This is a genomic window from Tistrella mobilis (assembly GCF_039634785.1).
Lineage (GTDB): Bacteria > Pseudomonadota > Alphaproteobacteria > Tistrellales > Tistrellaceae > Tistrella > Tistrella mobilis.
Window position 1 is genome coordinate 335,996 of record NZ_JBBIAB010000005.1, and the last position, 23,851, is coordinate 359,846.

19 protein-coding genes are annotated in these 23,851 nt (G+C 65.8%); 12 read left to right on the forward strand and 7 right to left on the reverse strand.

The genetic code is table 11. From position 1 onward, the window contains the following. Nucleotides 1-79 precede the first annotated feature (79 nt). Nucleotides 80-970, reverse strand: a complete 891-nt coding sequence (locus WI697_RS09705; protein ID WP_345958292.1) for an alpha/beta fold hydrolase — start codon at nucleotides 968-970, stop codon at nucleotides 80-82. A gap of 357 nt (nucleotides 971-1,327) precedes the next feature. Here WI697_RS09705 and speD point away from each other — a divergent pair, with 357 nt between their 5' ends. Further along, a complete protein-coding gene (gene speD, locus WI697_RS09710) occupies nucleotides 1,328-1,729 on the forward strand; it encodes an adenosylmethionine decarboxylase (protein WP_014745137.1) in 402 nt (133 codons plus the stop codon). A gap of 49 nt (nucleotides 1,730-1,778) precedes the next feature. After that, nucleotides 1,779-2,657: a polyamine aminopropyltransferase gene (speE, locus tag WI697_RS09715; protein WP_345958293.1), complete on the forward strand. Its 879-nt coding sequence runs from the start codon at nucleotides 1,779-1,781 to the stop codon at nucleotides 2,655-2,657. Nucleotides 2,658-2,747: 90 nt separating this feature from the next. Here speE and WI697_RS09720 read toward each other — a convergent pair whose 3' ends face one another. Next, nucleotides 2,748-3,203 (reverse strand): MarR family winged helix-turn-helix transcriptional regulator, encoded by a 456-nt coding sequence (locus WI697_RS09720; protein ID WP_062761829.1) that lies wholly within the window; start codon nucleotides 3,201-3,203, stop codon nucleotides 2,748-2,750. 241 nt (nucleotides 3,204-3,444) lie between these two features. Further along, on the reverse strand, nucleotides 3,445-4,524 hold the full coding sequence (locus WI697_RS09725) for an enoyl-CoA hydratase/isomerase family protein (RefSeq protein WP_296712462.1): 1,080 nt from the start codon (nucleotides 4,522-4,524) through the stop codon (nucleotides 3,445-3,447). 262 nt (nucleotides 4,525-4,786) lie between these two features. Between WI697_RS09725 and hemB the strand changes: the two genes are divergently transcribed. Both hemB and WI697_RS09735 read left to right on the forward strand, forming a co-directional pair. Next, nucleotides 4,787-5,791: a porphobilinogen synthase gene (gene hemB, locus WI697_RS09730; protein WP_345958294.1), complete on the forward strand. Its 1,005-nt coding sequence runs from the start codon at nucleotides 4,787-4,789 to the stop codon at nucleotides 5,789-5,791. A gap of 51 nt (nucleotides 5,792-5,842) precedes the next feature. Further along, on the forward strand, nucleotides 5,843-6,856 hold the full coding sequence (locus WI697_RS09735) for a 2-keto-4-pentenoate hydratase (RefSeq protein ID WP_345958295.1): 1,014 nt from the start codon (nucleotides 5,843-5,845) through the stop codon (nucleotides 6,854-6,856). On the opposite strand, the gene WI697_RS09740 is transcribed toward WI697_RS09735, so the two are convergent. Then, entirely contained in the window at nucleotides 6,849-8,072 is a 1,224-nt protein-coding gene (locus tag WI697_RS09740; RefSeq protein ID WP_345958296.1) for a type III PLP-dependent enzyme, read from the reverse strand. The two genes, WI697_RS09735 and WI697_RS09740, sit on opposite strands and share 8 nt — an antisense overlap. Before the next feature lie 211 nt (nucleotides 8,073-8,283). On the opposite strand from WI697_RS09740, the gene WI697_RS09745 reads away from it, so the two are divergent. The 8 genes from WI697_RS09745 to WI697_RS09780 all read left to right on the forward strand — a co-directional run bounded on the left by WI697_RS09745 (nucleotide 8,284) and on the right by WI697_RS09780 (nucleotide 19,633). Continuing rightward, nucleotides 8,284-10,728: a penicillin acylase family protein gene (locus tag WI697_RS09745; protein ID WP_345958297.1), complete on the forward strand. Its 2,445-nt coding sequence runs from the start codon at nucleotides 8,284-8,286 to the stop codon at nucleotides 10,726-10,728. A 37-nt stretch (nucleotides 10,729-10,765) separates the two neighbouring features. Continuing rightward, nucleotides 10,766-12,022, forward strand: a complete 1,257-nt coding sequence (locus WI697_RS09750) for a threonine ammonia-lyase (RefSeq protein ID WP_345958298.1) — start codon at nucleotides 10,766-10,768, stop codon at nucleotides 12,020-12,022. A gap of 101 nt (nucleotides 12,023-12,123) precedes the next feature. After that, nucleotides 12,124-12,852, forward strand: a complete 729-nt coding sequence (locus WI697_RS09755; protein WP_014745128.1) for an arginyltransferase — start codon at nucleotides 12,124-12,126, stop codon at nucleotides 12,850-12,852. 305 nt (nucleotides 12,853-13,157) lie between these two features. After that, complete coding sequence (locus WI697_RS09760) at nucleotides 13,158-14,270, forward strand: TRAP transporter substrate-binding protein (protein ID WP_062763401.1); 1,113 nt, start codon at nucleotides 13,158-13,160, stop codon at nucleotides 14,268-14,270. A gap of 184 nt (nucleotides 14,271-14,454) precedes the next feature. After that, nucleotides 14,455-15,555 (forward strand): TRAP transporter substrate-binding protein, encoded by a 1,101-nt coding sequence (locus tag WI697_RS09765; protein WP_345958299.1) that lies wholly within the window; start codon nucleotides 14,455-14,457, stop codon nucleotides 15,553-15,555. Nucleotides 15,556-15,980: 425 nt separating this feature from the next. Then, nucleotides 15,981-17,090 carry a TRAP transporter substrate-binding protein gene (locus WI697_RS09770; RefSeq protein WP_345958300.1) on the forward strand — a complete coding sequence of 370 codons (1,110 nt, stop codon included), beginning with the start codon at nucleotides 15,981-15,983 and terminating at the stop codon, nucleotides 17,088-17,090. A gap of 418 nt (nucleotides 17,091-17,508) precedes the next feature. Beyond that, a complete protein-coding gene (locus WI697_RS09775) occupies nucleotides 17,509-18,051 on the forward strand; it encodes a TRAP transporter small permease subunit (RefSeq protein ID WP_296712437.1) in 543 nt (180 codons plus the stop codon). A 4-nt stretch (nucleotides 18,052-18,055) separates the two neighbouring features. After that, entirely contained in the window at nucleotides 18,056-19,633 is a 1,578-nt protein-coding gene (locus WI697_RS09780) for a TRAP transporter large permease (protein ID WP_345958301.1), read from the forward strand. A 130-nt stretch (nucleotides 19,634-19,763) separates the two neighbouring features. Here WI697_RS09780 and parC read toward each other — a convergent pair whose 3' ends face one another. From parC to WI697_RS09795, 3 genes are read right to left on the reverse strand one after another with little or no spacing between them, the layout of a single operon-like run. Beyond that, nucleotides 19,764-22,082, reverse strand: coding sequence for a DNA topoisomerase IV subunit A (gene parC / locus WI697_RS09785; RefSeq protein ID WP_345958302.1), 2,319 nt, complete (start codon nucleotides 22,080-22,082; stop codon nucleotides 19,764-19,766). Next, nucleotides 22,079-22,867, reverse strand: coding sequence for a DNA repair protein RecO (gene recO / locus WI697_RS09790; protein ID WP_345958303.1), 789 nt, complete (start codon nucleotides 22,865-22,867; stop codon nucleotides 22,079-22,081). Before recO ends, parC begins: the two co-directional genes overlap by 4 nt. Beyond that, a complete protein-coding gene (locus WI697_RS09795) occupies nucleotides 22,864-23,802 on the reverse strand; it encodes a LysR family transcriptional regulator (RefSeq protein WP_345958304.1) in 939 nt (312 codons plus the stop codon). Before WI697_RS09795 ends, recO begins: the two co-directional genes overlap by 4 nt. Nucleotides 23,803-23,851 lie beyond the last annotated feature (49 nt).

The following is a 23,851-nucleotide window of genomic DNA, read 5'->3' on the forward strand; positions in this document are numbered from 1 at the left end:
GGGCGAATGCCTCATCATGGGCATCGCCCGCGGCAGGGCTCAAGGGACAAGCTTGGGACACATGGCGTCCGGCTGGTTTTTATGTGGTGAAGAAAGCGATCATCCGCCGGACCACCTCGTCCGGTGCCTCTTCCGGCAGGAAATGACCGCAATCGAGCGCCTCGCCCTCTACCGTCTCGGCGTAACTGCGCCAGATCGCGAGCGGATCGAAACGTTTCCCGACCAGGCGATGGGCGCCCCACAACACCAGCAGCGGCACGGTCAGTTTCAGATCCCGATCCGCCCGATCATGCTCCAGATCGATCGTCGCCCCGGCCCGATAGTCTTCGCAGGTCGCATGAATGGTTTCGGGCAGAACGAACCAGCGCTTGTATTCCTCCCGCTCTTCGGGGCCGATCGCCGCCGGGTCGACGCACAGCCGGTCACAGGCCCAGTCGAGCAGGAAGCCGGGATCGCCCGCAATCAGCCGCTCCGGCAGCCCACCCTCCTGGATAAGGAAGAACCAGTGAAAATAGCTGGTGGCCACCGTGATGTCCGTCGCCTCGTAGACGTCGAGCGTCGGCACCACATCCATCACCGAGGCTTTCACGATCCGCTGCTGGTGATCGCGCAGCAGGCGGTGGGTCACCCGTGCACCGCGATCATGGCCCGCGATCGAAAACCGCTCATGGCCAAGGGCGGTCATCACCTGTGCCATATCGGCCGCCATGCGCCGCTTGGAATAGGTCGCATGGGCCGCGTCGCCGGCCGGTCTGTCGCTGTCGCCATAGCCGCGCAGATCCGGGATGACCAGCCGGAAACGCGCCGCCAGCGCCGGCGCCACCTTGTGCCACATCACATGGCTTTCAGGGTAGCCATGCAGCAACAGCAGGGGCGGCCCCTCGCCGCCTTCGACCAGATGAATGCCGGTCCCGTCGTCGACGGTGATGCGACGGCGGGTGAAGCGATCATCATAAAAGCTTGTAGACATTGGGTTGGTCGTCTCCTCCTGTCGCGGCATTGCGTCTGACATGCACCGGTCCGTCACCGCCGCCATGCGGACCTCTGCCTGACAGCATAACCTCGTGCCCGCCCGTGCGTCCGTCGCATCCGCGACGATCGGGAATGATCGTCACATGAAATTCGGTTGACACCCCCTCCCCCCATCCCTAGGTTCCAGCCACTTTATCCGGGCACGAGGCAATGCTGGTGACCCGTTCCGATGGCCGGACCGTGTTCCGATCGTGTGAAGATCGGGCGGCCCGGCTTTCGTCCTCTTGGGTGTGTAACGAACTGTGGCGTGAGACCTGGGGTGGATCGCCACCTTCTCTGAAAAGGGGGGTGTGCCGTGAAGGCTCTCGGACATCAGATCATCGCTGAATTCTACGATTGCGACGGCGATCTTCTGGCAAATGTCGACTACGTGACCGATGCGATGCTCGAGGCCGCCAAGCGCGCCAAGGCGACCATCGTCACCCATACCTTCCATCATTTCTCGCCGCTGGGTGTCAGTGGCGCGATCATCATCGCCGAAAGCCATCTGGCCATCCACACCTGGCCCGAATACGGCTATGCGGCGGTGGACCTGTTCACCTGCGGCGACAGCCTGCACACCGAACAGGCCTTCCACTATCTGCGCGAAGCGCTGAAGTCGGGAACCTTCTCGACCATGTCGCTGGAGCGCGGCCATCAGGCGATGCTTGCCGGTCGCGTGCCTGTCGAAGCGCCCAAGAAGGTCGTCAACGGCTGACCCTGGGTCACCTGCCCTTTCCGACGTTCCAGCTCAGGTATCGGACAAGATGGAAAAGATCATCGCAGCTGCGGACAGCGAGCTGTGGTTCACTGAACGCATGGCCGGCACCGGCTTCCAGTACAGTCTGCAGGTGGCGGAAGTCCTCCACGCCGAGCGGACGCCGTTCCAGCGCCTGGAGGTGTTTCGCACCACCGGCTTCGGCACGGCCATGGTGCTGGACGGCTTCGTGAACGTGTCCGACAAGGACGAGTTCTTCTATCACGAGGTCATGGCCCATCCGGCGCTGTTCATTCATGAACGGCCCCGTCGGGTGCTGATCATCGGTGGCGGCGACTGCGGGGTCCTGCGCGAGGTGTTGCGCCACCCCGGGATCGAGCATGTCGACATGGTCGAGATCGACGAGCGCGTCGTGCGGGTGTCGGAGAAATTCTTCCCCGAACTGACGGCGTCGAACAATGATCCGCGAGCGTCGATCCGTTTCGAGGACGGCGTCGCCTGGGTGCGCAACGCAGCCGCCGGCAGCTATGACGTGATCATCGTCGACAGCACCGATCCCGTCGGCCCGGCGGAGGGGCTGTTCGGCGCCGCCTTCTATGCCGACTGCCATCGGATCCTGACCGATGGCGGCATGGTGGTGGTCCAGAGTGAATCGCCGCTCTTCCATCAGGGCCGCCTGAAGGAGATCCATCGCTGCCTGCGCGGTGCCGGCTTCGTCGACAGCCACCCGATGACCTATCCCACCGTCATCTATGGCGGTGGCACCTGGTCGTCTTCCATCGCCCGCAAGGGCCGGAAGCTGAACGATGGCGTGCGGTGGGACGATATCGAGACCTGCCCCTTCCCGACCCGCTACTACAATCCCGGCGTGCATGTGTCGCTGATGACGCTGTCGGGCTATCTGGCGCCGGTCCTCGACGGCCTCTGAGCGCCGCGCTGTTCACCAGACCACGAGAAAGGGCGCCCGCTTCGTCGGGCGCCCTTTTCTCTTTGGCTGTCGTCTTTTATACGGCCAGGCTCAGAACCGGCCGTAATTGATATAGTCGGACCAGACCCGCTCCAGGGTCCGCAGGCTCTCATTCACCTCGGTGAGATCATCGGCCTCCAGCACGCCCTTGGACAGGGCCGTGCAGTTGCGCTCGTAGAGTTCATTGACGCGGTCGCAAAGATCCCGCCCCTTCTGAGTCAGGCGAATGCGCATCGCCCGCTTGTCATGAGGGGAGCGTTCCTGTTCGAGATATTCATTCTCGACCAGTTTCTTCACGTTGTACGACACGTTGGAGCCCAGGTAATAGCCACGGACGGTAAGCTCGCCGATGGTGAGCTGTTCCTCGCCGATATTCGACAGGATCAGTGCCTGGACGTTGTTGATGTCGCTGATACCGAGACGATCCAGCTCGGCCTTGATCACGTCGAGAAAGCGGCGGTGAAGCCGCTCGATCAGACGAATTGTCTCCAGATAAGACTGTCGCACCTTGTCCTCGGCGTTGCCCGGCGGGAGTTCAGGCCATGGGTCGGGGCTGCGGGTGTCGCCGGTCCGCTGCCCGTGCCGCCATGAGCGGGGCCGTTTACTTTGACGAACGTCCTGCTGTCGCCGGTCTCTCTGCCGGCGTTGCAGTCCAATAGGCGATCATCTCGACCACGACGCCGAAGTCAAGATGGCCGCGCCGGTTCTCCGGTGCGGCCATCTACTTTGACGCAGAATCGACGCAAAATCAGTCGAAATGCAGGTCACGGTTGCCGAGGGGCGCGAACAGCGCGTCGATGGCTGCCGGGTCGACATCCTCGACGCGTGCCGGCGACCAGACCGGGGCGTGATCCTTGTCGACCAGCACCGAGCGGATTCCCTCGCCGAAATCATGGGTCCGCACGATGCGGGTCGCCACACGGAATTCGGTGATCATGCAGTCCTCGAAGGACAGGCTGCCGCCGATGCGCATCTGGCGGAGCGCGATCACCATGCTGGTCGGCGACTTGTGCGACAGCTCCTTCGCCACGCCCGCACCCCACTCTCCGCCCTCGACCGGCAGCCGCGCGAGGATGCCGGCCATATCGTCGCCTGCGAAGCAGGCGTTGATCGTCGGCAGATGCTGGGTGATCTGCGGGGTGCCGGCGGCAGCCGCGTCCGAGAAGCGGTTCAGCACCGCCTCCACCTCGGCGTCGGCACCGGCACCGGCCGTCACCTGCGACAGCGCCTCGGTCAGTTCGCCCAGCTTCGCCGACGGCACGAAATGGGTCGCGATGCCCAGCGCCAGGCAGTCCGCCGCCTTCAGCCGGGCGCCGGTCAGCGCCAGATAGGTGCCCGAGAGACCGGGCAGGCGCGGCAGAATATAGGTGCCGCCCACATCCGGCAGCATGCCAATGGCGGTTTCGGGCATGGCGAAGAGCGTGTTCTCGGTCGCAACCCGCCAGCGGCCATGCGCAGACAGGCCGACACCGCCGCCCATCACCACGCCGTCAATCAGCGACACATAGGGCTTGGCATAGCGGAAGATCTCGCGATTGAGGGTATATTCCTCGCCGAAGAACTCTGCCGCCAGCGTGCTGGTCGGGTCCTCGCGCTCGTCCCAGAGGGCGCGAACATCGCCGCCGGCACAGAAGGCGGGCCGGCCGTCGGGGCGCGGTGCCCCGCGCACCACCACCACGGCCACCGCATCATCCGCAGCCCAGTCCTTCATCTGCGGCGCCATCAGGCGGATCATCGGCAGGGTCAGCGCGTTCAGAGCCTTGGGCCGGTTCAGGGTGATGATACCGGCCGAACCGGCACGGTCGAACAGGATCTGCGCGTCGCTCATCTGGTTTCCTCTGATCCTTCGTGTTGACGAGGCGGGCGGCGTGGCAACCGGCCCGGCCCGCGGTCATGGCAAAGGCCATGATATGCCGGGCATCATAGAGGCCACCGGATCGCTGTCAATTTCACCCGGATGCGGCCCCGATGCACGCCCTGCCGGGCGATTTTGCCGCGGCGCGGCGGCATCCGGTTTACGTCGGGCCCGGGCGGGTGCATTCTCTGGCCCCGGCAGAGCCTTTCGGACTTTCGATCAGGAGTATCGTGTCGTGGCACCGACCCCCCTCGGACGTTTCCCGCGCACCCGCATGCGTCGCAATCGCCGGACCGACTGGTGGCGCCGGCTGGTCGCCGAGAACCGGCTTTCGCCCGACGACCTGATCTGGCCGTTTTTCGTGGTGGATGGCGAAGGGGTCGCGCAGCCGGTCGCCTCGATGCCCGGGGTGGAACGGCTGTCGATCGATCGCGCGGTCGCTGCGGTGCGTGAGGCGCGCGATCTGGGTGTTCCGGCCGTGGCGCTCTTCCCCTCGATCGATCAGGCACTGAAGACCCCCGACGGCCGCGAGGCCGCCAACCCCGACAATCTGACCTGCCGGGCGATCCGGGCGATCAAGGACGCCGTCCCCGATATCGGCGTCATCGTCGATGCCGCCCTCGATCCCTATACCAGCCACGGCCAGGACGGCATCGTCGAGAACGGCCAGATCCTGAACGACCCGACCGTCGACATGCTGTGCCGGCAGTCTCTGGTTCAGGCCGGTGCCGGCGCCGACGTCATCGCGCCGTCGGACATGATGGACGGCCGCATCGCCGCCATCCGCGACGCGCTGGATGCCGACGGCTTCGCCGGCTGCGGCATCATGGCCTATGCCGCCAAATACGCCTCCGCCTTCTACGGCCCCTTCCGGGATGCGGTGGGCTCGGCAAGGAATCTGGGCGCCGCCGACAAGCGTACCTATCAGATGAACCCGGCCAACAGCGACGAGGCCCTGCACGAAGTGGCGCTCGACCTGGCCGAGGGTGCCGACATGGTGATGGTCAAGCCCGGCATGCCCTATCTCGATGTCGTGCAGCGGGTGTCGCAGGAATTCGGCGTGCCGACCTTCGCCTACCAGGTCAGCGGCGAATACGCCATGCTTCAGGCAGCCATTGCGAATGGCTGGCTGGACGGCGAGAAAGTGGTGGTCGAAAGCCTGCTGGCCTTCAAGCGGGCCGGTGCCGCCGGCGTTCTCACCTATTATGCCCGCGACGTGGCGGCGAAGCTGAACGGCTGAGCCGCATCGCACGGCCTTTCTCTTTATCCCTGACGGTTTCCGGAGTTCCAGGTGCCGATCTCGTTCCGTCTTCCGGCCATGGCGGCCGCAACCGGCCTTGTGGCCGCCCTTATCGCCCTGCCCGCCGTGGCACAGCAGTCGGGACCGCGGGTTCTTGTCCCGCAGGCACCCGTGGCACCCACCGCCCCTGCGGCACCGACCCAGCCGGGTGTGTCACAACCGGCAGGTCAGCAGCCGCCCGCGACGCGGCCCGCCTCCGTCGCCCTGCCACCCAAGGTCGCGGAAGAGGCGGAGCGTCTCGGCCGGGCCTGGCTGGCGCGCATCCAGCCCAAGGCGCCTGAGGTGAAGCCGGATCTTGCGCAGGCCTATGCCGCCCAGGACCGCTTTCTGGCTGCCGCGATGCCGTCGCGACCGGCACAGCTGGGCTGGAAGCTGACGCTGACGGCCCGCACCACGCAGGAGATGTTCGGGGCCCGCGCCCCGGTGGTGGGGCGGATCTTCGCCGGCCAGATCCTGGAGAATGGTGCCGATGTGCCGCGCGATGTCGGCGCGCGGCCGACGGTCGAGGTCGATCTGGCGGTCACGGTCAAGGATGCCGGCATCATGCAGGCAACCAACCCGCTGGAGGTGGCCGCCCATCTCGCCACGGTTTCGGCCTATATCGACGTTCCCGACCTGCTGCTGGCCTCGGGCGAGCCGCTGAACGCCGAGACCCTGGCGATGATCAATGCCGGCATGCGTACCGGCGTGGTCGGCAAGGCGGTGCCGGTTCAGCCCACACCGGAATTCGTTGCCGCCATGGCCGAGATGCAGGTCAAGGCGCTCGACGGTCATGGCGGGCTGATCGTCGAAAGCCGGTCCTCGGCCATCATGGGCCAGCCCCTGAATGCCCTGGTCTGGCTGATCGGCCATCTGAAGGCCCGCGGCGAAAGCCTGAAGCCGGGCGACCTGATCACGCTGGGCGCCATCAGCCGGCCGCTGCCGCTGAAAGAAGGCCAGGTCGTGCGCGCGGTCTATACCGGCCTGCCGGGCGGGCCGCTGGAGGCGCAGCTGTCGGTCAAGTGACCGGAAGCATCGCCTGTGCCCGCCGCAACACCGAACCCGCCGCCCTTGCGGCGGGTTCGCCGATTTCGACCACGGCTTCGGGCAGAAAGCCGTTGAACCGGGTGGCGAGCGCGTTGGAATAGGCGCCGATCATGTCGATCTCGATCCAGTCGCCCTCGCGAATGTCCGACGGCAGCAGCAGCGGCGCCGGCAGCACATCGGTCGAATCGCAGGTGGGCCCGAAGATGGTGAAGGGCTGACGCTCTGCATCCAGCGGCCCGGTCGGGCGGATGGCACGGGCAGGGAAGCGCAACTGGCCGGTCACGGTCTCAGACAGGCTGCCATAGATGCCGTCATTGATGAACAGCCGGTCGCCCTTGCGCAGATGCACCTGCACCACCAGCGACAGCCCGTCAGCCACCAGCGCGCGCCCCGGCTCGCACAGAATGCGCCGGCCGGGCAGCGGTGGGATGGTGTCGAGCGCACGGCGGACGGCGGCGAAATAATCGCCGACCGGCGGCATCTCCACGCCCATGTCATAGCGGCCCGGGAAGCCGCCCCCGACATCCAGGGCCACCACCGGCACCTCCGGTGCGTGATCCATCGCCGCCCGCACCACCGCCATGGCCTCGTCATAGGCCCGCGGATCCGGGCATTGCGACCCGACGTGGAAGTAGAGCCCCACCTGATGGCCCAGACGGTGGGCCTCGCGCATCATCGCCGCCGCCTCGGGCACCGAGGCGCCGAACTTGGCCGACAGGTCATAGGTGCTGCGGCTGCTGTCGGTGGTCAGTCGCACCATCATCACCACCGGCCCGCCGCGGGTCTCGGCATGGATCTTGGCCAGTTCGTCGGGATGATCGACGGCGAAGCGTTCCACGCCATAGACCCGATAGGCATTGGCAATGGCCGCCCGGCTCTTGATCGGGTGATGAAAATGCAGTTCCGCCTCTTCAAAGAGATCGGCGACCAGCGCCACCTCGGCGAGCGAAGCGACGTCGAAGCCGGCGATCCCTGCTTCGTAGAGCGTGGAGATGACCGCACGTTCGGGGTTGCACTTCACCGCATAAAGGACTTCGCCCGGAAAGCCTTCGATAAAGGTACGGGCGGCATCGGCCAGCCGCGACGGTTTCAAACAATAGACCGGATAGCTGGGCTTCAGCCGCGTCACCATCGTATCGACATCCGGAAAACGGCCCGGGGTGCTGCGTCGACGGGTGGGGAAGAGGTCCGACATCCGGTTCTGCTCCTCGTGGATCTGGGGGGCGGAAGGTCATAGCTCTCCCGCATCATATGGGGATGACGTTGCGGATCCGCGACCGTCGATCCGTTCTTCTTGCCCCCGTCGCGTGACGCAGAGGTTGATCCGGAGCCGCGCCTCCATCAGACTGCCGCCGTGACGCGGCACGGATTCCGCGGCGTTCTGACGGCAAGAGGCGGGGATCTTCATGCGCTGGATCGGTCGAATTCTGGGCGGTCTCGTCTTCATCGTGATCGCCGCCGTGGTGATCGGCGTGATCTGGCTGCGCACCAGCCTGCCCGAGACCGAGGGGCGCCTGGCCCTGCAGGGGCTTTCGGGCGAGGTCACGGTCATCCGCGACGAGAACGACGTTCCCCATATCAAGGCCCGGAGCATCGAGGACGCGGTCTTCGCCCTCGGGTTCCTCCACGCCCAGGACCGGCTCTGGCAGATGGAGTTCCAGCGCCGGGTCGGATCGGGGCGGCTGTCGGAATTCGCCGGCAAGTCGACGCTGTCGATCGACCGCTTCATCCGCACCATCGGTGTCTACGGCCATGCCGAACGAGCCTATGCAAAGCTCGACGATCAGACCCGTCGCCGGCTGGATGCCTATGTCGCCGGTGTGAACGCCTATATCGCCGGCCATGACGGCGCCTGGCCGCTGGAATTCGTGCTGACCGGCATCACGCCGACGCCCTGGAAGCCCGCCGATTCGATGGTCTGGCTGAAGATGATGGCCTGGGACCTGGCCAAGAACTGGCGCGACGAGTTGCTGCGCGCCCGCATGCTTGCAGCCGGCATCACGCCGGAGCAGATCTCGGATCTCTGGCCGGATTACGATGCCGACGGCAATGTCGCCCTGCCGGAAATCGCCGGGCTCGGCACCGATCTGGACGCGTTGACGAAGATCTATGCCGCAACGCCCTTCGCAACCCTGCTGGACCAGGGGGCTGCGCCGCCGATCGACGGTATCGGGTCCAACAACTGGGTTCTGTCGGGCGCCCATACGGCGACCGGCAAGCCGATGCTCGCCAACGACCCCCATCTGGGGCTCGGCGCACCGTCGCTCTGGTACCTCGCCCATCTCTCCGCACCCGGCCTTGAGGTGATCGGCGCCACCCTGCCCGGCCTGCCCAGCGTCATGCTGGGGCGCACCAACACTTTCGCCTGGGGCTTCACGAATACCGGCCCCGATACCCAGGATTTCGTGATCGAACAGCTGACGGCGCCGGGCGCCGACACTTACGAAACACCGGACGGCCCCCTGGCCTTCACCACCCGCAGCGAGACCATCCAGGTCAAGGGGGCGGAGCCCGAGAGCTTCACGGTACGCGAAAGCCGCAACGGCCCGATCGTGACCGATGTCGTCAATGGCGGCGGGGAACTGACCGACCGGCGCCATGTGCTCGCCTTCCGCTGGGTGGCGCTGACCGATGACGATCCCACCCTGCGTGCGGCCTTCGCCGCCAACACCGCCACCGATTTCCCCAGCTTCCGCGAAGGCTTGCGCGACTTCTACTGGCCGCAGCAGAACATCGTCTTCGCCGACACCGGCGGCCGGATCGCCTATCTGGCGCCGGCCCGGGTGCCGATCCGGGCCTCGGGCGACGGCTTTCTCCCAAGCCGCGGCTGGACCGGCGAGGGAGACTGGACCGGGTGGATTCCCTATGACGAGTTGCCGCAGCTGACCGACCCGGAAGATGGCCGGATCGTCACCGCCAATCAGCGGATCACGCCCGAGGGCTATCCCTATTTCATCAGCCGGGAATGGACCGCCCCCTATCGCGCCGACCGCATCGACCAGATGCTCGACGAGACGGACAAGCACGATACCGAAAGCTTCCGCGCGATCATGGGTGATACCGTCTCCCTGATGGCCCGCCAGTTCATGCCGCTGATGATGGCCGGCATCCGCGATGCCAGCCCGGAGCACCCGGCCGCCGCGGAGGCGCTCGATATCCTGAAGCGCTGGGACGGCGACATGGCGGCCGATCAGACCGCGCCGCTGATCTTCTCGGCCTGGTATGACGCCCTGCTGCCGCGCATCGCAGCCGACGAGCTGGGCGACGATCTGTTCGGCGACTATCGCGGCCACCGCACCGAATTCCTGCGGGTCGCGCTGACCCGCGACCCGGTCTGGTGCGACGACCGGCGGACCACGGAGACGGAGAGCTGCGCCGTTCAGATCGCCCGCGCGCTGGACGACGCAATGGCCCTGCTGATCCGCACCCAGGGTGAAGACATGTCCGCCTGGATATGGGGCAAGGCGCATCCGGCAGTCTCAGAGAACCGGGTGCTGTCGGCCGTGCCGGTGCTCAAGGACGTGCTCGCCATCTCGCACCCGATCGGCGGCGACCCGTTCACCGTCAACGCCCAGCGCTGGGCTGCCGATGCACCGGAAGGGCCGCAGATGTTCCGATCGACCCACGGCCCCGGCTATCGCGCGATCTACGATCTTGCCGACCCGCAGCGTTCGATGTTCATCCAGAGCACCGGACAAAGCGGCAATCCGCTCTCCGCCGGCTATGATGCCTTCGCATCGCGCTGGACCGAGACCCGCTTCATCCCCATGATCACCGACTGGTCGCGGATCGACGCCGCGGCCGGGACGAAGCGACTGACCCTGGCGCCCGCGACCGCCCCGGCCAACTGACCGGACGCGGCACGGGCCCTGTACCGGAGCCCCCGACGTGCCAGCCTCCACCCTGCTGACGCTCGACCAGATCCGCGAGGCGGCTGCCCGCCTTGCAGGATCGATCGAGCGTACCCCCTGCAAGGCCTCCCGAACGCTCAGCGACCTCACCGGCGCAAAGGTGGTCTGCAAGTATGAAAACCTTCAGTTCACCGCCTCGTTTAAGGAACGCGGCGCGCTGAACCGCATGCTCGCCCTGGATGACGCGACCCGGGCGCGGGGTGTGATCGCCATGTCGGCCGGCAACCACGCCCAGGGTGTCGCCCTTCAGGCGCGCAGGCTCGGCATTCCCGCCACCATCGTGATGCCCCGCTTCACGCCCTTCACCAAGGTCGGCCACACCCGCGCGTTGGGCGCAGAGGTCGTGCTTGAAGGCGACACGCTGGAAGAGGCCCGCGCCAAGGCGGATTCGCTTGCAGCCGAGCGGGGCCTCACCTTCGTCCACCCCTATGACGATCCGTTGATCGCGGCCGGTCAGGGCACGGTGGCGCTGGAAATGCTGGAGCAGGCACCGGAGATCGACGTGATGCTGGTGCCGGTCGGGGGTGGTGGTCTGATCGCCGGCTGCGCCGCAGCCGCCAAGGCGCTCAAGCCGCAGATCGAGGTGATCGGCATTCAGGCCGATCGCTACCCGTTCATGGTGCAGGCGCTGGGCCGCGAGGTTCCGGCCGCCCAGGGCATGACCATCGCCGAAGGCATCGCGGTCAAGAGCCCCGGCCAGTTCACCCGGCAGGTGATCGCCGACTGCGTCGACGACCTGCTTCTGGTCGATGAAACCGCCATCGAGCGCGCGGTTCAGCTGTTCGTCGAGATCGAGAAGACGGTGGTCGAGGGTGCCGGTGCCGTTGGCCTGGCGGCCCTGCTCGACCCTGCCCATCATGAACGCTTCGTGGGCCGCACCGTCGGTCTCGTGGTCTCGGGCGGTAATATCGATACCCGGATCCTGTCCTCCATCCTGCTCCGCGGCCTGGTGCGGGACGGCAAGGTCATGCGGCTCAGGGTGATTTCGTATGACCGGCCGGGAGAGCTGGCGCTGATCGCCCGGCTGATCGGCGATGCCGGCGCCAACATCCTTGAGGTCTATCATCAACGCGCCTTCTCTCACGTGCCGATCAAGGCGGTCGAGGTCGACCTGGTCGTGGAGACACGCGGCCCCGACCATGCCCGGGAACTGATCGGCCGGCTCGAAAAAGAAGGGCTGGAAGTTCAGCGCCTGGATCACGACATCAGCGAGAGCGGCTCTCTTCAGATGTAAGGCCCCCGCGGGGCCTTGGTCCGGGGTGGAAGCGACTGCTATAGTTATCGTCAGTGAACGCGCGTCACACGCCGCGCGTGCTCCCGCCTTCGGAGATCGCCATGAGGGAGTGGCCGCATCGGGCGCAACATCTGTTCACCATGACCGTCGCCCATCCGTGCCCCTATATCGAAGGCCGGCTGGAGCGGGACGTCGTGGCGGATCTGAATGTGCCCAACGCCCAGTCCTTCTACGACTGGCTGCTGCGCTCGGGCTTCAGGCGTGTGCAGCATATGGCCTATCGGCCGGCCTGCCCCGGATGCTCGGCCTGCGTGCCGGTGCGCATCCGGGTGGCAGGCATGGAGCCGACCCGCAGCCAGCGGACCGTATTGCGCCGGAACGCCGATCTCGCCCACACCATCGTGCCCCTGACGGCGACGCAGGAGCAGTACCAGCTGTTCCTGCGTTATCAGAAAAGCCGCCACGCCGACGGCGAAATGGCGACCATGACCTTCCACGACTACCGCATGATGGTGGAAGAAAGCCCCATCGATACGCAGGTTGTCGAATTCCGGGGCGAAGAGGGGCAGTTGATCGCCGTCTGCCTGACCGACCGGGTGCGCGACGGGCTCTCTGCCGTTTATAAATTCTACGATCCCGACGCGGCACGCCGCAGCCTGGGAACGCGGATCGTGCTCTGGCACATAGACCGCGCACGCGAGTTGGGGTTGCCCTATGTCTATCTCGGCTATTGGATCGCCGAGAGCCGGAAGATGGCCTACAAGGCCCGCTTCGCTCCGATGGAAGCCCTGGTCGATGGCGCCTGGGTGCCCCTGCCCCGTCAGGCATAGTGCCGGTATTCGAAACCATCGAAGACTGTTCGCCCTTCACGCTATGACCGCGGCACGCAGCGGTGGCGAAAGCACGTTACATGCATGGTCGTATTCGCGAACGCATGGTTGACCTATTCACTTTCGGCGCACGCCTCCTATAATCGGCGACCAAGAATGGTCGCGCGGCTCGTCCGTCCCGCAGACGGGGTATGCGCGCCCATCGGCCCGGCACCGGCAGATCCAGGTCCCACCGCATCGGGAGAGCGCGGCGGTGGCCGTCGGCAACGGGCCGTACAGCATCCACGTGGGGAGGCCCGTCCAAAATGAATCGCCGTTCCTTCCTCCGCGGTGGCGCCGTCGCCGCCGCGGCAACCACAGCTGCGGCCGCCAGCGGCCTTGCGGCACCCGCGCTTGCCCAGTCGCGCACCGAATGGCGCATGGTCACGTCCTGGCCGAAGAATTTCCCGGGTGTCGGCACCTCTGCCCAGCGGCTGGCCGATCGCATCGCGGCGATGAGCGCGGGCCGTCTGGTGATCAAGGTGTTCGGCGCCGGCGAACTCGCCCCGGCCTTCGGGACCTTCGATGCGGTCCAGCAGGGCGCTGCCGAGTGCTATCACAGCCCGAGCTACTATTTCGCCGGCAAGAATCCGGGCCTGACCCTGTTCACCTCCATCCCGCTCGGCATGACTGCCTGGGAGGCCCATGGCTGGTGGCTGCATGGCGGTGGTGAGGCGCTGCAGGACGAGATGACCAAGCCGTTCGGCATCAAGGCCCTGCCCTGCATCAATACGGGCGTCCAGGCCGCCGGCTGGTTCAACAAGGAAATCAAGACGGTCGAGGACCTGAAGGGCCTCAAGATGCGGACCGCCGGCCTCAACGCCGAAATCCTGCGCCGGCTGGGCGTCAATGTCGTGACCCTGCCGCCCGGAGACATCTTCCAGGCCATGCAGTCGGGCACCGTCGACGCGGCGGAATGGATCGGCCCCTGGAACGATCTGGCATTCGGCCTGCATCGCATCACCAAGAACTATTACGTCGCCGGCACCAACGAGCCCTGCGCCGTGGCCGAGCTCGGCATCTCCGAGAAGCACTGGAACGAGCTTCCCGAGGATCTGCAGGCGATCGTTCGCAGTGCCTGCGCCGCCGAATACGAGACCGCCTTCACCGAGTACTTCACCCGCAACGCCGAGGCGATGGTGGTGTTGAAGAACGAGCATGGCGTGCAGGTCCGGACCTTCCCGGACGAGGTCCAGAAGGTGCTGGCCGATGCCGCCCGTGCCGTGGCCCTGGAACTGCGCGATCGCGGCGACGACGTGACCCGGCGGGCCTGGACCTCGTACATGACCTATCTGGACCACGCCCGCACCTATGGCAGCAGCGCCGAGGGCGGCTATCTGGCACTCCGGGCGAAGTTCGACCCGATCCCGGTCGGCTGATCCGGATACGATCTTCCAGCCTGCCAGACGCAGGAATGCGCCGCACCAGATGATGGTGCGGCGCATCATTTTTCTGCAGATGCTCCTGGACAGCGGCGGCGCACGGGCCTAGACAGGTCGCCCGATGGTATACCATTGCAGTATGTCCCTCGGGTTTCAGGAACCGTGCAAGGAAGACCGGCCGATGGACCGCCGTTCATTCATCAAGCGCAGCGTCGCCACCGGCGCTGCAGCCGCCGCCACCACCTTCGCCGCCCCGGCCATCGCCGAGGGCCGCATCGAATGGCGGCTGATCACGTCCTGGCCGAAGAATTTTCCCGGCCTGGGAACGACAGCCGAACGCCTCGCACAAAAGATCACCAGAATGAGCGGCGGCCGGCTGACCGTGAAACTGTATGCCGCGGATGAACTCGTGCCGGCTTTCGGCGTGTTCGATGCCGTCCAGCAAGGGGCTGCCGAAGCCTACCATTCAGCCGCCTATTATTACGGCGGCAAGCACCCCGCGCTCAACTTTTACACCAGCGTGCCTTTCGGCATGTATGCGCCCGAACACATGGCGTGGTGGCTGTATGGCGACGGCGAAAAGTTGCAGGACGAACTGTACGCCCCGTTCGGCATCAAGGCGATCCCGGCCGCCAACACCGGCGCCCAGGCCGCAGGCTGGTTTGCGCGCGAGATCACCGGCCCGGATGACCTGAAGGGGCTGAAGTTCCGCACCGCAGGACTGAACGGCGAACTCTGGCGTGAGGCCGGCTGCAACGTTGTCCAGCTGCCGGGACGGGAGATGTTTCAGGCCTTCCAGAGCGGCATGATCGATGCGGCGGAATGGGTGGGGCCCTGGAACGATCTGGCTTTCGGGCTGCATCGTCTGGCGAAAAACTACTATACCCCCGGTATCGGCGAGGGCCAGGGCGCAGTCGAGATCGGCATCGGCCGCAAGCATTGGGATGCCCTGCCCGATGATCTGAAGGCGGTCGTCCGCGAGGCGGCAATTTCCGAGTATCAGGCCAATGTCTCGGAGTTCCTTATTCGCAACGCCTCGGCGCTCAAGGCGCTACAGACCGAGCACGGCGTGAAAGTGCAGCCCTTCCCCGATACGGTGAATGACGCACTCGCCAAAGCCGGCGAGAGCGTGATGTTGCGTCTGCGCGATGGTGGCGACGATCTGCTCAAGAAAGTCTGGGCCAGCTATTACGGCTTCCGGAACGACTGCATGACCTGGACACGCCACGCCGAGCAACCCTATCTGAATGCGCGGGCGAAAGGCCCCGCCTTTACCGACTGATACCTACGCGCGAACTTCGCACGGCAGTTGTGGCCCTTGCGTGTTTCCTTTTGGTAAAGGCGCAAGGGCCAAATCATTTCTACCCCGCCGAACAGGTGCTCGGCGCCGATTTGCATTGCATTGCATCATCGTATTTTGCGTCGCAACACAACAGAAGCCTTGATCCGATTGGGTGAACATTACTGACCCAATCTCACCATGTCAGCTTGCGTTCACTCGATGACCCCTTATACTACCCCCAGATCGTCGGGCCGGGGCCTGATCGCGGCGGAGACCCGCGGCCAGGGAGGGGCCGGACCGACGATGGTTTCGGGGGTATCTCTACGTTCGCCGGCGATCCGCCCCCCGCCGGATCCGGGGACGTCGGGCAACCGACCAAAACGCACGAAAAGCTGCCAAAAAATTCATCAGGGAGAGACCGATCGATGGATCGTCGTTCGTTCCTCAAGGGATCGGCCGCCGCGGGTGCCGCTGCCGCCGCCGTCGCCGCTTCCAACTTCCCGGCGCCGGCCATCGCGCAGGGCAAGATCGAGTGGCGCATGGTCACCTCGTGGCCGAAGAACTTCCCCGGCCTCGGGACGGCCGCGGAAAGCATCGCGCAGAAGATCACCACCATGAGCGGCGGGCGCCTCACCGTGAAGGTCTTTGCCGCGGGTGAGCTGGTGCCGGCCTTCGGCGCCTTCGATGCCGTGCAGCAGGGAGCTGCCGAAGTCTACCACTCGGCCGCCTATTATTACGGTGGCAAGCATCCCGGTTTCCATTTCTTCACCACCGCACCCTATGGCCTCTATGCGGCCGAGCAGTTCGCGTGGTGGGCGGTCGGCGACGGTGAGAAGCTCCAGGACGAACTCTACGCACCTTTCGGCGTGAAGGCTTTCCCGGCGGTCAACACCTGCGCGCAGGCGGTCGGCTGGTTCGCCAAGGAGATCAATACTCCCGACGACCTGAAGGGCCTGAAGTTCCGCACTGCCGGCCTGAATGCGGAAATCTTCCGTCGGCTTGGCTGCAACGTGGTTCAGCTGCCGGGTGGCGAAATCTTCCAGGCCATGCAGTCCGGTACCGTCGATGCGGCAGACTGGGTCGGCCCCTGGAACGATCTGGCCTTCGGCCTGCACCGGGTTGCCAAGAACTACTATACCCCCGGCATCGGCGAGCCGTCTGCGACCATCGAGATGGGTATCGGCAAGAAGCACTGGGACGAGCTGCCGGATGATCTGAAGGCGATCGTCCGTCAGGCCGCCTATAGCGACTATCAGGAGGGCGTCGGCCAGTTCATCGTCCGCAACTCCGCTGCCGTCGCAACCCTGATCAACGAGCATGGCGTGAAGGTCCGCCCCTTCCCTGATCCGGTCTACAAGGCCCTGGGTGAGGCTGCCGAGTCGTTCATTAACGAGCTGAGCGGCAGTGGTGACGACATTCTGAAGCGGATCGTCAAGAGCTACTATACCTTCCGCAACAACAGCATGACCTGGCAGCAGCATGCTGAGCAGCCCTATCTGAACATCCGGGCCGCCGGTCCGAAGTTCGCGGTCTGAGGTCGCGCAGGGTATGGGCTTTGGCCCCTACCCTGGGCGTCACACCGCAGATAAGCCGAGCCCGTGTCACCGCCTGCATCAACGCGGAGACACGGGCTTTTTGTACGGGCGGCGGCGTTCCACATTGCGGCACCAAGGCGGATCGCTGCTCAACCGGTGCGCTCTGCGGTGGACGGGCCTTGAAACGTCGTTTCACAAATCGACGACTGCAAGACATCTTGCGCTGACGACTTGGCGAACTTTAAGTCGGATCGTTCGCAGGAACGAAAATGTGCCCTGATCTGTCAAAAAATGACAAAAAGACTGCAATTTCAGGGCGCTTCTTCTATACAAGGAGCACGTTTCGGCCGGGTTGTGGCCGATCGCTCCCCCAGCAGCCGCCTGTGAAGGCACAAAGAACCCATTAGGAGGGAACACCGTGAACGCCCTCAGAGCGCTTGCAAGCGCCGTGGACGCGGTGAACGAAGGGATCGGACGAGTCGTTTCCTGGCTTGCTCTCGTGCTGGTGGTCGTGCAGTTCGGAATCGTGCTGATGCGCTATGTCTATGGCGTCGGCGCGATCGCGGTTCAGGAATCGATCCTGATCATGCACGGCGTCCTGTTCCTCGTCGCTGCGGGCTATGCGCTGCTCTATGACGCGCACGTCCGGGTCGACGTGTTCTACGGCGAAGCCAAACCCCGCAAGAAGGCGATGGTCGATCTCATCGGCTGCATCGTTTTCCTCGCTCCGTTCATCTACGTCATCTGGGACGTCGCCTTTCCTTACGTCGCCTCGTCCTGGGCGGTGAAGGAAGCGTCGAACGAGACCAGCGGCCTGCCCGGCATCTACCTGTTCAAGACAACGATCCTGGCCTTCACGGTCCTGGTCGGCCTTCAGGGCGTGGCGCTGGCGCTGCGCTCGATCCTGGTGATCGCCGGCCTGGCGGAAACCAACAAGTCTCGGACGGGCGGGGCTGCGTAACGCCATGCTGATCAAGGACTATCTCGACATCGCCATGTTCCTCGTCCTGGTCGGGGCGTTGCTCATGGGCTTTCCGGTCGCCTTCACGCTGGGCGGCGTATCGATCATCTTCGCCTTTATCGGCAACGCCCTCGGCGTCTTCGACCTGTCGTTCCTCAGCTTCCTGCCCCAGCGCATCTTCGGCACCATGACCAACGAGACCCTGGTCGCCGTGCCGCTGTTCGTGTTCATGGGCGTGGTACTGGAACGGTCCAAGGTTGCCGAGGAACTGCTCGAGACCATGGGCCTGCTGTTCGGCCGCCTGCGTGGCGGTCTCGGCATCTCGGTCTCGGTGGTGGGGGCCCTGCTTGCCGCATCGACCGGTATCGTCGGCGCAACCGTCGTGACCATGGGGCTGATCGCCCTGCCGACCATGCTGAAGCGCGGCTACGACCCGCGCCTCGCCACCGGCGGCATCGCCGCGGCCGGCACGCTGGGCCAGATCATCCCGCCCTCGATCGTGCTGGTGCTGCTGGGTGACGTCATGGGCTCCGCCTACCAGCAGGCGCAGCTCAAGATGGGCATCTTCTCGCCGGATACGGTTTCGGTCGGCGATCTCTTTGCCGGTGCGCTGATCCCGGGCCTGATGCTGGTCGGCATCTACATCCTGTATCAGGTGTTCGCCGGCATCATCAACCCGGCCGGCTCCCCCGCACTCTCTGAAGAGGAAGTTGCGGCCGGCCGTGGTCCTGGTTTCGGCAAGCGCATCTTCAGCGCCCTGGTCCCGCCACTGGTGCTGATCATCGCCGTGCTGGGGTCGATCCTGGGCGGTCTGGCGACGCCGACCGAGGCGGCTGCGGTTGGCGCCGTCGGCTCGCTGATGCTGGGTGCAGCCCGCCATCCGGATCGCAGCCCCATCCCGATCTATATCTCGGGCGCCGCCCTGATCGCGATCCTTGTCCTGACCGGCCTGATGGATCTGCGCTTCCAGCGCAGCGTGATCAGCACGGCCGAGAATATCGGCATCATCGTCGCCGCGATCCTGCTGGTGCTGATCGCCTGGGGCCTGATCATCTCCATCCTGCGCGCCGCGCGGACGAGCATGCTGAACGAGGTGATGCGGGGCACAGCCCGGGTCAGCTCGATGGTCTTCGTCATCCTGATCGGTGCGGCGGCGTTCTCGCTGGTGTTCCGTGGCCTGGGCGGCGACGACCTGGTTCACGAACTTCTGACCGGCATGCCCGGCGGCACGTTCGGCGCCCTGATGATCGTGATGATCGTCATGTTCATCATGGGCTTCTTCCTGGACTTCATCGAGATCACCTTCGTGGTGGTCCCGCTGGTTGCCCCGGTGCTGCTCCAGCTGGATGTGAACCCGGTCTGGCTCGGCGTCATGATGGCGATGAACCTGCAGACCTCGTTCCTCACCCCGCCCTTCGGCTTTGCGCTGTTCTATCTGCGGGGTGTCGCACCGCCGTCGGTCAAGACCTGGGACATCTACAAGGGCGTGATCCCCTTCGTGCTGATCCAGATCGTGGCGCTGGCCATCCTGTGGATCTTCCCGGGCATCACCACCTTCCTGCCCGATCTGCTTTACCGGTAAACGACCCGGCTTCCGGCCGGCCCTGTCGGGGGACGGGACGGCCGGAAGGAGCAGTCTCCACGAAAAACGGCCCGGCGGATGGGGATCCGCCGGGCCGTTTTTTTTGCGTCCGATCAGACGTGCTGAACGCTCAGTCGCCGAACCGGTTATCGCGCGGGAAGCCGTTAGGGGCCAGCGCGCCCGGGCCGCCCCGGGCCTTGGTGATCCAGCGCGCCAGTTCAGGCATCAGCACCTTGCGGGTCTGCGGCCCCCTCTGCCAGGACAGGCCGTCCTGCGGCTCCACCAGCTTCAGGCCCCGCACATCCGACGGACCGCCCTGGCGATAGGTTTGCAACCGCACGCCCTTGCCCCGCGTCATATGTGGCACCTGATCGATGGGATAGATCGCAAGCTTGCGGTTCTCGCCCACGATGGCGAGATGGGTCGCATCGGCGTCGATCCGGCGCACGAGCTTCAGCTTCTGTCCCTCGCCCGGCACCAGCACCTGGCGGCCGGTGCGGGTCTGGGCAACGGCATCCTCGGGCTTCACCATGAAACCGCGGCCGTCGCTCGCCACCAGCAGCAGGTCGCCCGGGGTTCCGGCCAGTGTCAGGGTCACGATCTGGGCGTCGGCTGCAAGATCCACCATCAGCCGCAGCGGTTCACCGAAACCGCGGCCGGGCGGCAGCTTGTCGCCCTGCAGCGTATAGACCCGGCCGTCATCGGCGAAGACCAGGATTCTGTCGGTCGTCTGGGCCTCGATGCGCAGCGCCTCGGCGTCGCCCTCCTTGAAACGCAGCTCCTGGTCGGGCCCGATATGGCCCTTCATCGCCCGGATCCAGCCCATGGTCGACAGCACGACGGTGATCGGCTCGCGCTCGACCAGTGCCTCGATCGAGACCATCTCGGTCTTCGGCGCCTCACCCGGCGTGGTCCGCCGGCGGCCCAGCTCGGTCTCAGGGCCGAAACGCTTCACCAGATCGGCAAATTCCACATCCAGCGCATCCCGCTGGCGGCCTTCATCGGCGAGCAGCCCTTTGAGCTTCTTCTGCTCGGTGGTCAGCTGCTTGCTTTCGCGCTCGATCTCGATCTGCTGCAGCTTGTGCAGGGCGCGCAGCCGCATGTTGAGAATGGCTTCGGCCTGGACCTCGGTCAGCTCGAACCGCGTCATCAGCCCCGCCTTCGGCTCGTCGGCGGTGCGGATGATATGGATGACCTCGTCGAGGTTCAGATAGGCGATCAGCTGGCCCTGCAGCACTTCCAGGCGCCGGGCGATTTCCGAGAGGCGGTGCCTGGTGCGCCGGCGCAGGACCTCGATCCGGTGCTCGATGAAGGCGGCCAGCACGCCGCGCAGGCTCATCACCTGCGGCACACCCTCGGCGTCGAGCACGTTCATGTTCAGGCTGAAGCGATTCTCGAAATCGCTCTGGCGGAACAGACTTTCCATCAGCAGAGCCGGGTCGACATCGCGCGAGCGCGGCTCCAGCACGATGCGCACGTCTTCGGCCGATTCGTCGCGAATATCCGCCAGCAGCGCCAGCTTCTTGGCGGTCAGCAGCTCCGCCACCCGCTCGATCAGCCGGCCCTTCTGGACCTGGAACGGAATCTCGGTGACGACGATCTGATAACGGCCATGGGCCAGATCCTCGCGATGCCACCGAGCCCTGACCCGGAAGCCGCCACGGCCGGTGGCATAGGCCTCCGCGATCGAGGCCTTGCTCTCTACCAGCACGCCGCCGGTCGGAAAGTCGGGGCCCTGAACATGGCTCAGCAGTGTTTCATGCGGGCAGTCGCGATAGCGATCCTCGGGGCGGACGGCCGTGCCCTCGGGGAAGTCCCCGTCGGTCTTGCGATGGCCCAGCATCATGCGTGCCGCCTCGGCCAGCTCGGCGGCGTTATGCGGCGGGATGCTTGTTGCCATGCCGACCGCGATGCCGGTCGCGCCATTGGCGAGCAGATTGGGAAAGCCCGCCGGCAGCACCACGGGTTCCTCGTCGGTGCCGTCGTAATTGGCACGGAACCCGACGGTGTCGCGATCCAGATCCTGCAGCAGCAGCATCGCGACCTCGGTCAGCCGGGCTTCGGTGTATCGCATGGCCGCGGCATTATCGCCGTCGATATTGCCGAAATTGCCCTGGCCGTCGACCAGCGGGTAGCGGAGCGCGAAATCCTGCGCCAGGCGGACCATGGCGTCATAGACCGCGGTGTCGCCATGCGGATGGTATTTACCGATCACGTCGCCGACCACGCGGGCGCATTTCTTGAAGCCCTGAGCGGGGTCGAGCTTCAGCTGCCGCATGGCGTAGAGCAGCCGCCGCTGCACCGGCTTCAACCCGTCGCGGACATCGGGCAGCGAGCGCGAGGTGATGGTCGACAGGGCATAGGCAAGATAGCGCTCACCCAGCGCGTCGGCCAACGGTACGGTCTCGATCAGCCCCGCATTGTCCGGGCTTCCGGTCTCGTCGCTCATCGGATCTCCATCGGGTTGGTGCCGTCTGCGGAGGATGGTCCCCGGCCGCTCCGGCGCGCCAGCCTGTCGGCCAGCGCGATCCTGAGCGGCGGCACGGGCTGGCCGGCACCGGAAAACAGGTGTCGATCGAGGAAGTAAAGGGTCAGACGCAGGCCGTCAACGATCTCGGCGACCTCCACCGCATCCAGCGGCAGGCTGCGGGTCATGAAGCCCGGCAGGGGGAGCAGCCGCCCGGCCCAGGGCGCGCCAGCCGCCCGCGACACCGCCCGGCCGGAGCGGGGAGAGACATGGCTCAGATCCTCGGTCACCCCCGTCAAGGCACAGCTGCCGAGGTCAAGCCCATAGCCCAGATCCGCCAGAAGATCGCGCTCCAGCAGCACGAACGCGGCCGCCCAGACCGTTTCCGGTGCATGTTCGATGGCCGCGATCAGGGCGGCGGTCCGTTCGAAAAGCCCACCGATGCGCAGCCGGTCGGGCAGGCTGCGATCCAGCACCGCCGACAATGCGCCAAGGGCCGTCAGTCTCAAACCGTCGTCGATCAGCCGCCCGGCCGGTTCATCCAGCGCCTCAATCGTATAGCCGCCAAGCTGATCGTCCAGGCGCCCCCGCCAGGTGACCAGCAGCCGGTTGCCCGGCTCGATCGTGCCGCGCATACGCCGCCCTGCCCCGCCGCGAACCAGCCCCTGATGCCGCCCATGACCGTCGGTCAGGGCCGACAGCACGACATCGGCCTCGCCATGGCGACGGGCGGCAAGCACGATGGCCTCCTCGGTCCACTCGATCATCCGGCCTCTCCCGCCGCGTTATCCTCGCCCGCCGTGACATGACGACGAAGCCCCGCCACCAGGGCATCGAAGACGACCCGGCAGCGCGGGGCCCGGCGCAGGTTCTCGTGCATCGCAACCCAGGTGTCCAGCACCAGCCCGTTCACTTCGGGCAGTATGCGGACCAGCTCCGGGCTTCGACGGGCGACGGCCAGCTGGCAGAAGCCAATTCCGGCCCCGGCCCGGATCAGCGCCAGCTGCGCCAGATCATTATCGGTCCTGAGCGCGAAGCGGGCGCGGGTGAACCCGGCCAACCCCTGCGCCGCCGCACCGGCCATGAACCGCCGGACTATGGCGGTTTCGCGGTCGAAGCCGATCAGCCGATGCCGTTCCAGATCCGCCGGCGTGCGTGGCACGCCGTGGCGCTCCAGATAGTCGCGGCGGGCATGCAGCCCCAGCGGCACAAAGCCCACGCGCTGCGCAACCAGCGCCTCCTGCATCGGCGCGACCATGCGCACCGCAATGTCGGCGTCGCGGCGCAGCAGATCTTCCACCGCGTTCGACAGCACGATCTCGATCGTCAGGCCCGGATGGGTCTCCTGCAGGGCGGCCAGAATCGGGGGCAGAACCTCGACCCCGATCACCTCGCTCGCCGTCACCCGTACCGTGCCGGCCACCTCCGCAACCGATGCAGAGGCCGCCCGCAGCAGGGCCGATGCGGTCGCCTGCAGGGTTTCGGCATAGGGGCCGAGTTCGAGTGCCGCCGGCGTCGGCATCAGCCCGTGCAGAGAACGTGTGAAGAGCTGCTGACCGACGGCCTGCTCCAGTGCATCGACATGACGCCCGACCGTCGGCTGGGCCAGCCCCAGATGGCGGGCGGCGGCCGACAGCGACCCTTCCCGCAGAACCGCAAGAAAGGTGCGATACAGATCCCAGCTCGGGTCACCCATGGCCATACATGGAAGTATAGCGGCCATAGGAACCTCGTCAATTTTCTGGCAGCCG

What these genes read in the sequence shown, in the direction of transcription:
- WI697_RS09770 (WP_345958300.1), top strand. Translation starts at nt 15,981, where the DNA reads ATGGATCGTCGTTCGTTCCTCAAGGGATCGGCCGCCGCGGGTGCCGCT.
- WI697_RS09755 (WP_014745128.1), top strand. Translation starts at nt 12,124, where the DNA reads ATGAGGGAGTGGCCGCATCGGGCGCAACATCTGTTCACCATGACCGTC.
- parC (WP_345958302.1), bottom strand. Translation starts at nt 22,082, where the DNA reads ATGAGCGACGAGACCGGAAGCCCGGACAATGCGGGGCTGATCGAGACC.
- recO (WP_345958303.1), bottom strand. Translation starts at nt 22,867, where the DNA reads ATGATCGAGTGGACCGAGGAGGCCATCGTGCTTGCCGCCCGTCGCCAT.
- WI697_RS09780 (WP_345958301.1), top strand. Translation starts at nt 18,056, where the DNA reads ATGCTGATCAAGGACTATCTCGACATCGCCATGTTCCTCGTCCTGGTC.
- WI697_RS09765 (WP_345958299.1), top strand. Translation starts at nt 14,455, where the DNA reads ATGGACCGCCGTTCATTCATCAAGCGCAGCGTCGCCACCGGCGCTGCA.
- speE (WP_345958293.1), top strand. Translation starts at nt 1,779, where the DNA reads ATGGAAAAGATCATCGCAGCTGCGGACAGCGAGCTGTGGTTCACTGAA.
- WI697_RS09705 (WP_345958292.1), bottom strand. Translation starts at nt 970, where the DNA reads ATGTCTACAAGCTTTTATGATGATCGCTTCACCCGCCGTCGCATCACC.
- WI697_RS09760 (WP_062763401.1), top strand. Translation starts at nt 13,158, where the DNA reads ATGAATCGCCGTTCCTTCCTCCGCGGTGGCGCCGTCGCCGCCGCGGCA.
- WI697_RS09795 (WP_345958304.1), bottom strand. Translation starts at nt 23,802, where the DNA reads ATGGCCATGGGTGACCCGAGCTGGGATCTGTATCGCACCTTTCTTGCG.
- WI697_RS09740 (WP_345958296.1), bottom strand. Translation starts at nt 8,072, where the DNA reads ATGTCGGACCTCTTCCCCACCCGTCGACGCAGCACCCCGGGCCGTTTT.
- WI697_RS09725 (WP_296712462.1), bottom strand. Translation starts at nt 4,524, where the DNA reads ATGAGCGACGCGCAGATCCTGTTCGACCGTGCCGGTTCGGCCGGTATC.
- WI697_RS09745 (WP_345958297.1), top strand. Translation starts at nt 8,284, where the DNA reads ATGCGCTGGATCGGTCGAATTCTGGGCGGTCTCGTCTTCATCGTGATC.